14 protein-coding genes, 2 tRNA genes, 1 rRNA gene and 2 riboswitches are annotated in these 15,958 nt (G+C 37.0%); of the genes, 14 read left to right on the top strand and 3 right to left on the bottom strand.

Features of this window, described 5'->3' with window-relative positions:
- Window positions 1–73 precede the first annotated feature (73 nt).
- The 7 genes from rrf to tsaD all read left to right on the top strand — a co-directional run bounded on the left by rrf (window position 74) and on the right by tsaD (window position 3,151).
- Window positions 74–189 (top strand): 5S ribosomal RNA (gene rrf / locus CQZ94_RS28345).
- Window positions 190–201: 12 nt separating this feature from the next.
- Window positions 202–278: transfer RNA gene (locus tag CQZ94_RS28340), tRNA-Met, on the top strand.
- Between the two features lie 3 nt (window positions 279–281).
- Window positions 282–357: transfer RNA gene (locus CQZ94_RS28335), tRNA-Asp, on the top strand.
- Between the two features lie 174 nt (window positions 358–531).
- Window positions 532–1,005: a tRNA (adenosine(37)-N6)-threonylcarbamoyltransferase complex ATPase subunit type 1 TsaE gene (gene tsaE / locus CQZ94_RS28330; RefSeq protein ID WP_105588129.1), complete on the top strand. Its 474-nt coding sequence runs from the start codon at window positions 532–534 to the stop codon at window positions 1,003–1,005.
- Window positions 986–1,678, top strand: a complete 693-nt coding sequence (gene tsaB / locus CQZ94_RS28325) for a tRNA (adenosine(37)-N6)-threonylcarbamoyltransferase complex dimerization subunit type 1 TsaB (RefSeq protein ID WP_105588128.1) — start codon at window positions 986–988, stop codon at window positions 1,676–1,678. The genes tsaE and tsaB overlap by 20 nt, the downstream gene beginning before the upstream one ends.
- Window positions 1,679–1,691: 13 nt before the next feature.
- Window positions 1,692–2,135 carry a ribosomal protein S18-alanine N-acetyltransferase gene (gene rimI / locus CQZ94_RS28320; RefSeq protein ID WP_070140619.1) on the top strand — a complete coding sequence of 148 codons (444 nt, stop codon included), beginning with the start codon at window positions 1,692–1,694 and terminating at the stop codon, window positions 2,133–2,135.
- On the top strand, window positions 2,135–3,151 hold the full coding sequence (tsaD, locus tag CQZ94_RS28315) for a tRNA (adenosine(37)-N6)-threonylcarbamoyltransferase complex transferase subunit TsaD (protein ID WP_105588127.1): 1,017 nt from the start codon (window positions 2,135–2,137) through the stop codon (window positions 3,149–3,151). Before rimI ends, tsaD begins: the two co-directional genes overlap by 1 nt.
- Before the next feature lie 434 nt (window positions 3,152–3,585).
- Here the strand turns inward: tsaD and CQZ94_RS28310 are convergent, their stop codons facing one another.
- Window positions 3,586–5,508 carry an ABC-F family ATP-binding cassette domain-containing protein gene (locus tag CQZ94_RS28310; RefSeq protein WP_105588126.1) on the bottom strand — a complete coding sequence of 641 codons (1,923 nt, stop codon included), beginning with the start codon at window positions 5,506–5,508 and terminating at the stop codon, window positions 3,586–3,588.
- A 187-nt stretch (window positions 5,509–5,695) separates the two neighbouring features.
- Between CQZ94_RS28310 and CQZ94_RS28305 the strand changes: the two genes are divergently transcribed.
- The gene (locus CQZ94_RS28305) at window positions 5,696–6,325 is read left to right on the top strand and encodes a redox-sensing transcriptional repressor Rex (protein WP_002174584.1); all 630 of its coding nucleotides are present in this window, start codon (window positions 5,696–5,698) and stop codon (window positions 6,323–6,325) included.
- 29 nt (window positions 6,326–6,354) lie between these two features.
- On the opposite strand, the gene CQZ94_RS28300 is transcribed toward CQZ94_RS28305, so the two are convergent.
- Together CQZ94_RS28300 and CQZ94_RS28295 are read right to left on the bottom strand one after the other, a co-directional pair.
- Window positions 6,355–6,546: a YdiK family protein gene (locus CQZ94_RS28300; protein WP_001246204.1), complete on the bottom strand. Its 192-nt coding sequence runs from the start codon at window positions 6,544–6,546 to the stop codon at window positions 6,355–6,357.
- Complete coding sequence (locus tag CQZ94_RS28295) at window positions 6,543–7,292, bottom strand: CPBP family intramembrane glutamic endopeptidase (protein WP_105588125.1); 750 nt, start codon at window positions 7,290–7,292, stop codon at window positions 6,543–6,545. Before CQZ94_RS28295 ends, CQZ94_RS28300 begins: the two co-directional genes overlap by 4 nt.
- A gap of 402 nt (window positions 7,293–7,694) precedes the next feature.
- Here CQZ94_RS28295 and groES point away from each other — a divergent pair, with 402 nt between their 5' ends.
- From groES to CQZ94_RS28265, 6 genes are all read left to right on the top strand, one after another.
- Window positions 7,695–7,979 (top strand): co-chaperone GroES, encoded by a 285-nt coding sequence (gene groES, locus CQZ94_RS28290; RefSeq protein ID WP_000917306.1) that lies wholly within the window; start codon window positions 7,695–7,697, stop codon window positions 7,977–7,979.
- Window positions 7,980–8,016: 37 nt separating this feature from the next.
- A complete protein-coding gene (groL, locus tag CQZ94_RS28285) occupies window positions 8,017–9,654 on the top strand; it encodes a chaperonin GroEL (RefSeq protein ID WP_105588124.1) in 1,638 nt (545 codons plus the stop codon).
- A 139-nt stretch (window positions 9,655–9,793) separates the two neighbouring features.
- A riboswitch (purine riboswitch) is annotated at window positions 9,794–9,895 on the top strand.
- Between the two features lie 165 nt (window positions 9,896–10,060).
- On the top strand, window positions 10,061–11,599 hold the full coding sequence (gene guaA / locus CQZ94_RS28280) for a glutamine-hydrolyzing GMP synthase (protein WP_122974556.1): 1,539 nt from the start codon (window positions 10,061–10,063) through the stop codon (window positions 11,597–11,599).
- A 156-nt stretch (window positions 11,600–11,755) separates the two neighbouring features.
- Window positions 11,756–11,857: riboswitch (purine riboswitch) on the top strand.
- A 128-nt stretch (window positions 11,858–11,985) separates the two neighbouring features.
- Window positions 11,986–13,311 (top strand): NCS2 family permease, encoded by a 1,326-nt coding sequence (locus tag CQZ94_RS28275; protein WP_105588123.1) that lies wholly within the window; start codon window positions 11,986–11,988, stop codon window positions 13,309–13,311.
- A gap of 145 nt (window positions 13,312–13,456) precedes the next feature.
- A complete protein-coding gene (locus CQZ94_RS28270) occupies window positions 13,457–14,158 on the top strand; it encodes a response regulator transcription factor (protein ID WP_105588122.1) in 702 nt (233 codons plus the stop codon).
- Window positions 14,142–15,647 carry a sensor histidine kinase gene (locus tag CQZ94_RS28265; RefSeq protein ID WP_105588121.1) on the top strand — a complete coding sequence of 502 codons (1,506 nt, stop codon included), beginning with the start codon at window positions 14,142–14,144 and terminating at the stop codon, window positions 15,645–15,647. Before CQZ94_RS28270 ends, CQZ94_RS28265 begins: the two co-directional genes overlap by 17 nt.
- Window positions 15,648–15,958 lie beyond the last annotated feature (311 nt).

Genomic DNA, 15,958 nt, shown 5'->3' with positions numbered 1-15,958 from the left:
TAATAGATCGAGGACTTAACCATATAATATGAAGCAAATGTTATCTAGTTTTGAAGGAATATACCTTCAATAGTTTGGTGATGATGGCAGAGAGGTCACACCCGTTCCCATACCGAACACGGAAGTTAAGCTCTCTAGCGCCGATGGTAGTTGGGACCTTGTCCCTGTGAGAGTAGGACGTCGCCAAGCTATTTATATCATCGCGGGGTGGAGCAGTACGGTAGCTCGTCGGGCTCATAACCCGAAGGTCGCAGGTTCAAATCCTGTCCCCGCAACCAAATGGTCCCGTGGTGTAGTGGTTAACATGCCTGCCTGTCACGCAGGAGATCGCCGGTTCGACCCCGGTCGGGACCGCCATTTTATATAAAGAAAAGAACGAAACAAGTTGTTTCGTATTTTTTTATTTGTTTTAACAAAAAACTAATAAAGACAGTCAAACTATCCTTAGGAAAACTCCTAAGGACTTTTTTATATATTTAAAACCTGTATAATAAAGAGCAGAGAACATTGTGAGTAAAGTAGGTGAAGTCTGTGAGTAAATATGAAATAACAACAAAATCTTCCGAAGAAACCCAGCGATTATCAGAAAAATTAGGGAGACTTGTAAAGGCACAAGATGTAATTATTTTAGAAGGTGATCTTGGAGCTGGCAAGACGACTTTTACAAAAGGACTAGCAAAAGGTCTTGGAGTGAAAAGAGTCGTAAATAGTCCTACCTTCAATATTATTAAAGAATATAAAGGAAGATTACCGCTATATCATATGGATGTGTATCGTTTAGCGGAAAGTGAAGAAGATTTAGGATTTGATGAGTATTTCTATGGTGAAGGGATTACAGTAGTAGAATGGGCTCATTTAATAGAAGCATATTTACCAAATGAGAAGTTACAAATTAATTTATTCCATGCTGGAGATGATACAAGAAAAATTGTACTCGAGCCAATTGGAGATCGCTATATTAGATTATGTGAGGAGCTATTACAAGATGAAAGTACTAGCAATTGATACTTCAAATTACGTAATGGGTGTATCCCTTATTGAGGAAGGGAACGTGATTGGGGAAATCATTACAAATTTAACAAAAAACCATTCTGTACGTCTTATGCCAGCTGTAGAGAAACTTTTAAAAGAATGCGGTGTAAAACCGAAAGAATTGACTAAAATTGTTGTAGCAGCTGGACCGGGATCATATACAGGTGTTCGTATAGGTGTGACAGCTGCAAAAACATTAGCTTGGTCACTTCAAATACCAATTGTAGGTGTATCAAGTTTAGAAGTGGTGGCTACAAATGGTACTAATTTTAATGGACTAATTTGTCCTTTATTTGATGGCCGACGTGGTCAAATTTACACGGGATTATATACATATGAAGGAGAGCATATAACTTCAATAGAAGAAGACCGAATTATTCTTATTGTTGACTGGTTGCAAATGTTAAAAGATAAAGGACAGCCTGTTTTATTTATTGGTAACGATGTTAAATTGCATAAAGAAACAATTGTAGAATATTTAGGTGATCAAGCTGTATTTGCTCCGTTCACTAAGAATAACCCAAGACCAAGTGAATTAGCATTTTTAGGATTACAAAAAGAAGAACAAGACGTGCATACGTTTGTTCCTAGCTATCTTCGTTTAGCTGAAGCTGAAACAAAATGGTTAGAAAGTCAAAAACAATAGGGGTCTACAGAAGATGGATATGATATTTAGAAAGATGGCACTCGATGATATTGCTCAAATTGTAGCTATTGAAGAAGCATCTTTTTCAACCCCTTGGACTGCAGATGCCTTTCACCGTGAATTAGAGGTGAATGAACATGCACATTATGTCGTGCTAGAAAAAGATGGTCTCGTAATTGGATATTGTGGATTGTGGATAATTCTTGATGAATCACATGTAACAAATATAGCTATCCTGCCAGAATACAGAGGTCAAAAGCTAGGGGATGCCTTATTGAAAGAAGTCATTTCCGAAGCGAAAGGGTTAGGAGTAAAAACAATGACCCTTGAAGTACGCGTGTCAAATGAAGTAGCAAAGCAGTTATACAGAAAATACGGATTTCAAAATGGTGGGATTCGTAAACGATACTATGCAGACAATCAGGAAGATGGTCTTGTAATGTGGGTGAATATATAATGGAAAAAAATACGATTATACTTGGTATTGAAACAAGCTGTGATGAAACAGCTGTAGCAGTTGTTAAAAATGGAACGGAAATCATTGCAAATGTCGTCGCATCACAAATTGAAAGTCATAAGCGTTTTGGCGGAGTTGTACCAGAGATTGCATCCCGTCATCATGTAGAAGAAATCACAGTTGTGTTAGAAGAAGCTTTAAAAGAAGCGAATATCACTTTTGATGATATTGATGCAATTGCTGTAACAGAAGGCCCAGGTTTAGTTGGAGCACTTTTAATAGGTGTAAATGCAGCGAAAGCTGTGGCTTTTGCTCATGATATCCCTCTAGTTGGTGTTCATCATATTGCTGGTCATATTTATGCGAACCGTTTAGTAAAAGAAGTACAATTCCCGTTACTATCGCTTGTTGTATCCGGTGGGCATACGGAGCTTGTTTATATGAAAGAACATGGTTCATTTGAAGTGATTGGTGAAACGCGAGATGATGCGGCAGGAGAAGCTTACGATAAAGTAGCTCGTACATTATCAATGCCTTATCCAGGTGGTCCTCATATTGATCGCCTTGCGCATGAAGGAAAACCAACAATTGATTTGCCTCGTGCGTGGTTAGAACCTGATTCGTATGATTTCAGCTTTAGTGGATTGAAATCAGCAGTTATCAACACTGTGCATAACGCAAAACAACGTGGTATAGAAATTGCGCCAGAAGATTTAGCAGCAAGTTTCCAAGAAAGTGTAATAGATGTACTTGTAACGAAAGCGTCTCGTGCAGCAGATGCTTATAATGTAAAACAAGTGCTTCTTGCTGGTGGAGTAGCTGCTAATAAAGGGCTTCGTGCACGTTTAGAAGTAGAATTTGCACAAAAAGAAAATATAGAGCTAATTATTCCTCCTCTATCTTTATGCACAGATAATGCAGCGATGATTGCAGCTGCAGGTACAATTGCATACGAACAAGGAAAACGCGCTACATTAGCTTTAAATGCAAATCCAGGATTAGATATTGAAGCATAGTTATACACAAAATTAACCACAGCTTGTGGATAAAAACCATATTATCTGTTGATAATATGGTTTTTTTTGTGTACATAAAATGTGTATAACTTTTTTCGTGATTGTGGATAATGTGGAAAAGTTATTTGGAAGTTTATATTATAAAGGTGGATATGTGCATAACCTTGTGGATAACGTAGATGAAGTCTGACCTTTGAAGAAATTCTTTTTTGGGAAATAAAAAACAAGGAGATGTCCAAAAAACATTTTGAAACATCCTCCTTTTATTATACAAGATGCTACTAGTGTCAATCCTTGTCGGTAAATCGATATTTCTTGTCGAATCGTTTATATAATTTCATTTACTATGGTATTGATTCCAAAACAGAAAATAAAAAGGAGGTCATCTCGTCAAAAAGCCCGACTTATGAGATATCCTCCTCTTTTAAATTCTCTTATATATGCAGTTCTTCCCATTCTGCCATACAAGCTTCAAGCTGTTCTTGCAGTGTTTGTTTTTTAGTTGTAATTTCACTAGCCTTTTCATAATCTGCATATATTTCTGGTAAGCAAAGCTGGTCTTCTAATGTAGCAATTTCTTCTTCTAAGCCTACGATATTTTGTTCCAGTTCTTCAATTTTTCGAGTACGTTGACGCTCTAACTGTTTACGTTCTTTTTCTTCGAGATAATTTAATTTTTCTTGTGCCACCACTTTTTGAACAGGTACTTCATCTTCTTGCTCTAGTTCCGCACGTTCAATCATTTCATTTTTCTTTTCAACGTAATAATCGTAATCACCTAAATATTCTTGTGCACCTTCTGTTGATAACTCAACAACGGTTGTCGTTACGCGATTAATAAAGTAGCGGTCATGAGAGACGAATAGAAGAGTACCTGGGTAATCAATTAAAGCATTTTCCAAAATCTCTTTACTATTTAAATCAAGATGGTTTGTTGGCTCATCGAGAATTAATAAATTGGATTTTTGCATCATAAGTTTTGCAAGAGCTAGTCGAGCCTTTTGTCCACCACTAAGAGAAGATACTGGTTTTAGTACATCATCCCCCGTGAATAAAAAGTTGCCTAGTATAGTGCGAATTTCTTTTTCAGGTTGCAGGGGATATTCATCCCATAGTTCATTTAAAACTCGCTTCGAAGATGTTAAGTTGGCTTGTTCTTGATCATAATAACCAACAGATACATTTGATCCGAAAGCAACGTTTCCATATAATAGCTGTAACTTATTCACAATGGATTTTAATAATGTAGATTTTCCAATTCCGTTCGGCCCAACTAAGGCAACACTGTCACCGCGAGTTAAGCGCATGTTTACATGTTCAATAATCGGTTCCTGATAATAGCCAATAGTTGCATCTTTCACTTGTAAAACATCATTTCCACTTTGTTTTTCAATATCGAAATGGAAGGAAGCTGATTTAGAATCGCCTAATGGTCTAGTTAATACTTCCATTCTGTCTAATTGTTTACGGCGACTTTGAGCACGTTTTGTCGTAGATGCGCGAGCTATATTTTTTTGCACAAAGTCTTCCAGTTTAGTAATTTCATCTTGTTGTTTTTCATAACGCTTCATCTCTTGCTCGTATAGAGCTGATTTTAAGTCTAAATATTTACTGTAGTTACCAACAAATCGTCGGCTTTCCTTATTAGAAATTTCGTATACTTGTGTAACGAGTTTATCTAAGAAATAACGGTCATGGGAAACGATTAAAATCGCGCCAGGATAGCCTTGTAAATATTGTTCAAGCCATGTTAGTGTCTCAATGTCCAAATGGTTTGTAGGTTCGTCTAAAATAAGTAAGTCTGGTCTAGTTAATAATAATTTCCCAAGAGCTAATCGAGTCTTTTGTCCACCACTTAATGTAGAAATTGTCGTCTGATGCGTTTCAACTGGGAAGCCAAGACCGCTTAAAATCGAGCGTATATCCGCTTCGTACTGATAGCCGCCTTGATCTTTATAATCTAATTGTAATTGGTCATAATCAGCTAATAATTTCTCGTATATAGCCGCATTTGAAAAGTTTTCTTCTTTTCCCATCTCTTGCTCTAGCCTTCGAAGTTTTGTCTCCATCTGCTGTAGATGTGTAAAGACGGTTAACATTTCATCCCAAATTGTTAAAGACGTTTCTAATCCGGTATTTTGAGCTAAATACCCCATTGAGACATCTTTCGGTTTTATAATTTCACCACCATCATGAGATAACTCACCAGCTATTATTTTTAATAATGTAGATTTTCCGGCTCCATTTCGTCCGACTAATGCGATACGATCTTTTGTTTGTACTTCCAATTTTATGTTTGCAATAATCGTTTCTGCACCGTATAATTTCGAAAGCCCATTCACTTGTAATAATATCAATGTTTTCACCTCAAATAATTTCTTAACTTTGCCATGTTTATATTTCTCAATCATACTAAAAATAGTGTATAGTTTAAAATAAAGAGAGAATACTTCTTCTCTTTATTATACAAGGAAATTCATGAGTACTAAACTGCTGTATTTGATTCAAGTATATGAATAAAGATAGGAAGAGAGGAGAGGTTATATGGATCAACAAAAAATTCCACAGGCCACTGCCAAACGATTGCCTCTATACTATCGATTTATCCAAAACTTATCTCTTTCTGGTAAGCAACGTGTTTCATCAGCCGAATTGAGTGAAGCGGTAAAGGTTGATTCCGCAACTATTCGAAGAGATTTTTCATATTTTGGAGCGTTAGGGAAAAAAGGATATGGATATAACGTAAATTATTTATTATCATTTTTCCGTGAAACACTCGACCAAGATGATATAACACGTGTAGCACTTATTGGAGTAGGTAATTTAGGGACCGCTTTCTTACATTATAATTTCACGAAAAACAATAATACAAAAATTGAAATGGCGTTTGATGTTAGTGAAGAGAAAGTTGGAACAGAAATCGGAGGAATTCCTGTATATCATTTGGATGAATTAGAAGAACGTTTATCAACTGATATACAAGTGGCAATATTAACGGTACCCGCTACAGTAGCGCAAGCTGTGGCAGATAGATTGGCAGAAACGAATGTGCATGGTATTTTAAATTTCACGCCAGCACGATTAAATGTGTCAGAGAATATAAGAATTCATCATATTGATTTAGCTGTAGAGTTACAAACACTTGTTTACTTTTTGAAGAATTATCCACAATAAAACGCAGAGGAGACGACCTCTGCGTTTTATTATTGTTTTTTCTTTGTGAATTTGACTAAGATAAGGCGAAGTGCCAAATTAAAATCAATTGTTGCCATAACTGCAAATAGTATTGTCCACACATTCCAAATTGTATCTGTCACGTTCGTAATGGCGAATCGTGTAAAGATACATCCTAGAAGGAAGTATAGTGCAGCCATGAACAATGGTGAGTTTCTCATACAAAAAATCCTCCGATAAAGCCTTGCATTTTCTCGGCTTCTTTAATCATTTCTTGAATTTGCTCATTGCTTACTACAATTTGAGCGACTGCAACGAATGTATTCATCGCAACATGAGCTGCAATTGGAACGATAATACGTTTCGTTTTTACATATAAAAAGGCGAATACGAGCCCCATAGCAGTGTATACCAACAAGTGAGTAAAATCAAAATGAATCGCTGCAAATACAAGGGAACTAATGATAGCGGCAATAAAGAAGTTAAACTTCTTATAAAGTGTACCAAATAAAATTTTTCTAAATACGATTTCTTCTAAGATAGGTCCAATTATAGATACAACAATAAGGAACCAAGGTGTTGTTCTTGCGATGTCCATAAGCCTTGCTGTATTTTCAGATCCAGGTTTAATACCTAGTAAATACATTTCAATCATACCAGCGATACTTTGTGAGAAAAATGCTAAGAAGAACCCGATAAAAATCCATCCAATTGTAGCTGGAACAGTAGAGCGCATTTTATCTAAATGCCTGTCACGAATATCTGTTCTAAGTAACCAAAGTACAATGCATAATGCAATAAAGAAGCTAATGATTGCCCAATGGCCAGTTATAAGCTGAATTTTTTCCTCTCTAGTAAATCCCCTATTATCATATAGTCCAGTTTTCAGGAGAAGCGGTAACCCGGCAATGCCTGATAACTGCATTAAAATGTATGTAACGATAATCCACCAATATTGTTTTTTCAAATGGTTTAACCATCCTTTCTAACGCTAGTGTATGAGATAAGGTAGGATAACATGTAAATATGCTACCTACGATATAAACTTTCATTTGAATTATATTTTTTTTGTAAATAAGTATTTGAAAATAAAATAGGAGACAGGAAAAAGTTGTACGTTTAGCGAAAACAACTTAGGGTGTCTTTCATATTGTAACATACAAGAAGTGGGAGCAACGATTCATATAGTAAAGGTAGTAGAAGAAGTAATGCTATATAGGAAAGTGCATAAAGTAATTTGCGAAAAAATTATGATTTTTTTACTTGCAAAAGAAATTGAGATTATTTATTATTAGAAGTGTGTTAGCACTCGTGTGACTTGAGTGCTAATAAATAAAATTTACATAACAAAATGAGGAGGTTATTGTTCATGCTAAAGCCATTAGGTGATCGCGTTGTAATTGAACTTGTTCAAGCAGAAGAAAAAACAGCAAGTGGTATTGTATTACCAGACACTGCAAAAGAAAAACCACAAGAGGGTAAAGTTATTGCAGTAGGTACTGGCCGAGTGCTTGAAAATGGTGAGCGTGTTGCTTTAGAGGTAGCAGCAGGTGATCTTATCATCTTCTCAAAATATGCAGGTACTGAAGTGAAATACGAAGGTACAGACTACTTGATTTTACGTGAAAGTGACATTTTAGCAGTTATCGGTTAATTATATACATTTTAAAAATTCAAGGGGGTCAAATATTATGGCGAAAGATATTAAATTTAGTGAAGAAGCACGTCGTTCGATGCTTCGCGGTGTCGACACTCTTGCAAACGCAGTAAAAGTAACGCTTGGACCAAAAGGTCGTAACGTTGTACTTGAGAAAAAATTCGGTTCACCACTTATTACAAATGACGGTGTAACAATCGCAAAAGAAATCGAATTAGAAGATGCATTCGAAAATATGGGTGCGAAATTAGTAGCAGAAGTTGCTAGCAAAACAAACGATGTTGCTGGTGACGGAACGACAACTGCAACTGTATTAGCTCAAGCTATGATTCGTGAAGGTTTAAAAAACGTAACAGCTGGTGCAAACCCAATGGGTCTTCGTAAAGGTATCGAAAAAGCTGTTACTGCTGCAATTGCAGAATTAAAAGCGATTTCTAAACCAATCGAAGGTAAATCTTCTATCGCGCAAGTAGCTGCTATTTCTGCAGCTGACGAAGAAGTAGGTCAATTAATCGCTGAAGCAATGGAGCGCGTTGGTAACGACGGCGTTATTACTTTAGAAGAATCTAAAGGATTCACAACAGAATTAGACGTAGTAGAAGGTATGCAATTTGATCGTGGATATGCATCTCCTTACATGATTACTGATTCTGACAAAATGGAAGCAGTTCTTGATAACCCATACATCTTAATTACTGATAAGAAGATTTCTAACATCCAAGAAATCTTACCAGTATTAGAGCAAGTGGTACAACAAGGTAAACCACTTCTTATCATTGCTGAAGATGTAGAAGGCGAAGCGTTAGCTACATTAGTAGTGAACAAACTTCGTGGTACATTCAATGTAGTAGCTGTTAAAGCTCCTGGATTTGGTGACCGTCGTAAAGCAATGCTAGAAGATATCGCAATCTTAACTGGTGGCGAAGTAATCACTGAAGAATTAGGACGTGACTTAAAATCTGCTACAATTGAATCTTTAGGACGTGCTGGTAAAATTGTTGTAACGAAAGAAAATACAACTGTAGTTGAAGGTATTGGAAATTCACAACAAATCGAAGCTCGCATCGGTCAAATCCGCGCGCAATTAGAAGAAACAACTTCTGAATTCGATCGTGAAAAATTACAAGAACGTCTTGCAAAACTTGCGGGCGGTGTAGCAGTAATTAAAGTAGGTGCAGCAACTGAAACTGAGTTAAAAGAGCGCAAACTTCGCATTGAAGATGCACTTAACTCAACTCGTGCAGCAGTAGAAGAAGGTATCGTTGCAGGTGGTGGTACTTCACTTATGAACGTATACACAAAAGTAGCTTCTATCGTAGCTGAAGGCGACGAAGCAACAGGTATCAACATCGTACTTCGTGCACTAGAAGAGCCAGTTCGTCAAATCGCAATCAACGCTGGTCTAGAAGGATCTGTAGTTGTAGAGCGTCTAAAAGGCGAAAAAGTAGGCGTTGGTTTCAACGCAGCTACTGGCGAGTGGGTTAACATGCTTGAAACTGGTATCGTAGATCCAGCAAAAGTAACTCGCTCTGCACTTCAAAACGCAGCATCTGTTGCAGCTATGTTCTTAACAACTGAAGCTGTAGTTGCTGACAAGCCAGAACCAAATGCACCAGCAATGCCTGACATGGGCGGCATGGGCGGTATGGGCGGTATGGGCGGAATGATGTAATTCCGTTTGCTCGAAAAACATCCACTTCTATATAGAAGTGGATGTTTTTTTGTGTTTTTGAGCGCAGGAAATTAATTTCTGTAGAATTTTGTCGCTTTCTCTCTTGACCATACTGATACTTCATTGTTAGAATCTAGGAAGATAATATAAAACGATCCTTCATATATCCTCAATGATATGGTTTGAGAGTCTCTACCGGGTTACCGTAAACAACCTGACTATGAAGGCAGTGTGTCTTATATTTATAAAGAGCGGAAGACTATCTTTCTTTATAAAGCCAGACCCCTGCCTTTTCTTTGTCATGAGACTAGAGGCGGAGGACTGGCTTTTTTTATTATATTGGTAATGCTTTTTGCTAAATTGGTGAAAATATTTATATACGAGAACTAACGTTGGGGTGATTATTTTGAAGAAGCAGCATGATACAATTATCGTTTTAGATTTTGGAAGTCAGTACAATCAGTTAATAGCACGTCGAATTCGTGAGTTCGGTGTATACAGTGAACTTCATCCACATACAATTACTGCAGAAGAAATTAAAGCAATGAATCCAAAAGGGATTATTTTCTCTGGTGGACCAAATAGTGTATACGGTGAAGGTGCATTACATTGTGATGAAAAAATCTTTGAACTAGGATTACCGATTTTCGGTATTTGTTACGGTATGCAGCTTATGACGCAACACTTCGGTGGTAAAGTAGAACGTGCCAACCACCGTGAGTATGGAAAAGCTGTTCTTAAAGTAGAGAACGAATCAAAATTATATGCGAACCTTCCAGAAGAGCAAGTTGTATGGATGAGCCATGGTGACTTAGTAACTGGTTTACCAGAAGGATTCGTAGTAGACGCTACAAGTGAATCTTGTCCAATTGCTGGTATGAGCAATGAAGCGGAAAACTTATACGGTGTACAATTCCACCCAGAAGTACGTCACTCTGAGCACGGTAACGATTTAATTAAAAACTTCGTATTCGGCGTATGTGGTTGTTCTGAAGGATGGAACATGGAGAACTTTATCGAAGTAGAATTAGAGAAGATTCGTGAAACTGTTGGAGACAAAAAAGTATTATGCGCACTTAGCGGCGGTGTAGACTCTTCCGTTGTAGCAGTATTAATTCATAAGGCGATTGGTGACCAATTAACATGTATTTTCGTGGACCACGGTTTACTTCGTAAAGATGAAGCAGAAGGTGTTATGAAAACATTTAGCGAAGGCTTCCATATGAACGTTATTAAAGTGGATGCACAAGAGCGCTTCATGAACAAGTTAAAAGGTGTAGAAGATCCAGAGCAAAAACGTAAAATCATCGGTAATGAATTCATTTACGTATTTGATGATGAAGCTTCTAAATTACAAGGAATGGACTTCCTAGCGCAGGGTACACTTTACACGGACATCGTTGAAAGTGGTACAGCAACTGCACAAACAATTAAATCTCACCATAACGTTGGTGGACTTCCTGAAGACATGCAGTTCAAATTAATTGAGCCTTTAAACACTTTATTTAAAGATGAAGTACGTGTATTAGGATCAGAATTAGGAATTCCTGATGAAATCGTATGGCGTCAACCGTTCCCAGGTCCAGGACTTGGTATTCGCGTATTAGGTGAAATCACAGAAGAGAAATTAGAAATCGTTCGTGAATCTGATGCGATTTTACGTGAAGAAATTATAAAAGCAGGATTAGACCGTGAAGTTTGGCAATACTTCACTGCGCTTCCTGGTATGCGTAGTGTAGGTGTTATGGGTGACGAGCGTACTTACGATTACACAGTAGGTATTCGTGCAGTAACATCTATCGACGGTATGACAGCTGACTGGGCACGTATCCCTTGGGACGTATTAGAGAAAATCTCTGTACGTATCGTAAACGAAGTAAAACACGTTAACCGTATCGTGTATGATATAACGAGTAAGCCACCAGCAACTATTGAGTGGGAATAGTATTATAATGAAAGATCCATCTATCATTTTATGTATAGATGGATCTTTTTGTTTTTTAGTGATTACACGAACGAAAATATAAAAATATATAAAAATGTTCGTTTTTAAATTGACAAACCCACCTTATCGAGTTAATATGAGTATGTAATTGATACGAAAAATGAATATTATAGCCGTCGTATAATATCGGGGATATGGCCCGAAAGTTTCTACCTAGCTACCGTAAATGGCTTGACTACGAGGCGTTTTGATAAAGATGAGGGGAAACTTGTCTTTGTTTATAGAACGCTTCCATGTATATGCAATGGAAGCCTTTTTTATTTTTATAGATAAAAGAGGGCTAGGGAGGATTACGGCGAGTAATCATATAACGGGGGAAACGTAGGATGAAACGCTATTTTCAGTTTGATGAACTCGGCACAAATTATAAAACAGAGTTCATAGCAGGTTTAACGACATTTCTATCTATGGCTTACGTACTATTTGTCAATCCTGCTACGCTGTCACTTGGAAATGTTAAAGGATTACCGGCAGGTACAGGAATGGATCCAGGTGCAGTATTCGTTGCTACAGCATTAGCAGCGGCGATTGGTTCGTTAATTATGGGGATATTTGCGAAGTATCCGATTGCTTTAGCGCCAGGTATGGGAATAAACGCGTTCTTTGCTTATACAGCAGTGTTAACGATGGGGATTCCGTGGCAAACAGCAATTGCTGGAACATTAATGTCAGGTATTATCTTTATTATTCTTACTGCTTCAGGTATTCGTGAAAAAATCATTAATGCAATTCCATCGGAGTTAAAGTTTGCAGTAGCAGCAGGTATCGGATTATTCATTGCCTTTCTTGGATTCCAAAATGCCGGAATTATCGTAAAGAATGATGCTGTTCTTGTTGGGTTGGGGGACTTAACGAAGGGCACAACGTTACTAGCGATCTTCGGAGTTGTTACTACAATCATCTTTATGATTAAGAAAGTCAATGGTGCAGTATTCTACGGTATGATTCTTACAGCGATCTTAGGAGTGGCGACAGGATTAATTGATACTCCGAAAGCTGTAGTGGGAGCAATACCGAGCCTAGAACCAACGTTCGGTATGGCGTTAACTCACTTTGGAGACATTTTCACTGTTCAAATGGGTATTGTTATTATAACGTTCTTCTTTATCGATTTCTTTGATACAGCAGGTACGCTTGTGGCGGTTGCGAATCAAGCTGGATTAATGAAGAATAATAAATTACCACGTGCAGGAAAAGCGTTATTTGCAGATGCGATTGCAACTGTAATTGGTGCGATCTTAGGTACATCAACAACAACGTCTTACATCGAATCGTCTGCAGGGGTAGCAGCGGGTGGACGTTCTGGATTTACAGCAGTTGTAACAGCGGGATTCTTCTTACTGGCACTTTTCTTCTCGCCATTACTAAGTGTTGTGACACCGGCTGTAACAGCACCAGCTTTAATTATTGTAGGAATCTTAATGGTTTCGTCTTTAGGAGAAATTGATTGGAAGAAATTCGAGATTGCGGTACCAGCGTTCTTCACAATCATTTCGATGCCACTTACGTATAGTATCGCAACAGGAATTGCGATTGGATTTATCTTCTATCCAATTACAATGGTTGTGAGTGGTCGCCGTAAAGAGGTTCATCCAATTATGTATGTTATGGGAGTTTTATTCGTACTATATTTCATCTACGTTCGTAAATAAAGGGGTTTTTTGAAAGGTCTAGACTTAAGGGGAGTCTAGACCTTTTTTTGCGTCTTCAGAAAATCTTAAGGATTTCCGAGCGTTTTTCTTCAGAAGTTTTCCTATAATAGAAGTTAGGGATTAAAAAACTGATGGGGGAGATATTGTGGCAAGAGAAACAATACTTGTTGTAGATGATGAAAAAGAAATTAGGAATCTTATTACAATCTATTTAAAGAACGAAGGATATAAAGTACTGCAAGCAGGGGACGGAGAAGAAGGGTTACGTATATTAGAAGAAAATGAAGTGCACTTAGTTGTATTAGATATTATGATGCCAAAAGTAGATGGTATTCATATGTGTATGAAAGTAAGGGAAGCGAAGGAAATGCCGATTATTATGCTTTCGGCAAAAACGCAAGATATGGATAAAATTTTAGGATTAACAACAGGTGCAGATGATTATGTAACGAAACCGTTCAATCCATTAGAGTTAATCGCAAGAATAAAATCACAGCTACGTCGTTATATGAAAATGAATGGCTTCGCTATTCAAAATGAGGACGAGTTAGAAATTGGAGAGATGAAAATAAACATTTCGACCCATAGAGTCATTGTAGAGGGAGAAGAAGTGAAACTAACTCCGAGGGAATTTTCAATTTTAGAATTGCTAGCTCGTAATCCAGATATGGTCTTTAGCGCTGAGCAAATTTATGAAAAGGTTTGGAACGAAAGATCTTTCCAGTCTGATAACACTGTAATGGTACATATTCGAAAAGTACGTGAAAAGATTGAGGAGAATCCAAGGAAGCCGAGATATATAAAAACAGTATGGGGAGTGGGGTATAAGATTGAAAAAGATATTTAATCCATTTACTTATATTAGGGAAGCTAGAAGGTTAGTTGGGAAACTAGTGAAGAGCGTTAAGCGGAGTATAAGAATTCAACTGATTACTACTTTTGCAGCTTGTGCGTTATTAGGAGTTTTATCATCGAAAGCAGCAACACCATTTTTTGAGAATGCGAATCGTGAAGCGACTATCGATTATCGGGCAGGTATGGAGCAAATTAACCAACAAGCTCAAAGTGCTGCAAATAGCTCGGTTCATGAAAATAAATTAGAAGCTATATCAAATATAATCGAAATGGAGAACCAAATTTTAGAACAAGGATCTAGAGGTTTGAAAATATTGGTTACTGACGAAAGTGGTAAAGTTTTATATAAAACGAAGCAAGCACAAGAAGAGCAAATAGATTTGCATAATACGATTCGTAATGCAGCATCATTTGCGATTAATTATGTAAATGGTAGAAATGAATTTGAAAGTACGAGAAAAGAATTTATAGCTTTTGCACCTATCACTATTGAGGGAAAGAATTTGTACATGTTTGTTAGTGGGATTCCGGAGGGAGAAGTAATATATGATACACAAGAAGGACCGTTTCCGTTTCTAATAGGTGTACTCGTATTCATTTTCTCTTTCTTCTATATAACAAAGAGAAAGATGAAGCAGATCGAAGCGATGGCAGAAGGTGTGAAAGAAATAGAAAAAGGAAACTTGGCTTATCGTATTGAGAAGAAAGGTGAAGATGAAATCGCTGCTCTAACTGAGAATATTAACAATATGGCAGAGGAGCTTATGAACAATATAGAAAAAGAGCGTACATTAGAAAAGCAGAAAAACGAGCTTATTACAAATGTATCTCATGATTTACGTACACCACTTACTTCTATTATGGGATACTTACGATTACTTAGAGACTCTAAATATGAAAATAAAGAGCAATATGATGAGTATACTAGAATCGCTTTTGCAAAGTCAGAGCAGTTAAAGAATTTAATAGAAGACTTATTTGAGTATACGAAGTTAACTAATGAACAAGTTGTATTAGAAAAACAAGAAGTATGTGTAAATGAGTTACTTGATCAATTAATAGAAGAGTTAGTACCACAAGCGGAAGAGCATGGACTTATGTTTGTTAAGAAGTTTCCTGAGGAACGTGCATACGCAATGATTGATTCGGAAAAGATGGTCCGTGTATTCGACAACTTACTAATGAATGCGATTAAGTATAGTAAAGATGACGGAGAGATAAAGGTTTCTCTGCAAAGACAGCGCAGGGATATACAAATTGTTATTGCAAATCATAGTGAAGAGTTTACGAGAGAAGAGTTAGGGAACTTGTTTGAACGGTTTTATAAGAAAGATCAATCTAGAAGTAGAGTAACAGAAGGTTCGGGGCTCGGATTAGCTATTGCGAAAAGTATTGTTGAGTTGCAAGGTGGTAGTATTCGAGCTGAGTATGAGGACGGGATCGTTCAGTTCATCGTTTCATTACCAATTATAGAAAAATAATAAATGAATAGAATGTTATAGGATAAAAAGGCTTATTTTAAAAGGAATGAGTCTTTTTATATTTTTTTAGAAAAACATATTGACGATTAGAGTTTAGGGGTGTAATATAGGACAAGTCGCCGATAGCAACAACGCAGAAAGCGACAAAAGAAATAAAAAAACTTGGTTGACATTGAAATATGAAAATGTTAACATAAGGGAGTCGCAAATGAGCGGCAGATAAGTTCTTTGAAAACTGAACGAAACAAACAACGTGAACGTCAATTTTTATTTTTAGATGCTAGACAAACTAACTTTATTGGAGAGTTTGA

Source organism: Bacillus sp. MYb209, from assembly GCF_002975175.1.
Lineage (GTDB): Bacteria > Bacillota > Bacilli > Bacillales > Bacillaceae_G > Bacillus_A.
Note: the sequence above shows the minus strand (reverse complement) of the source record. Positions and strands in the feature narration are given on the sequence as shown.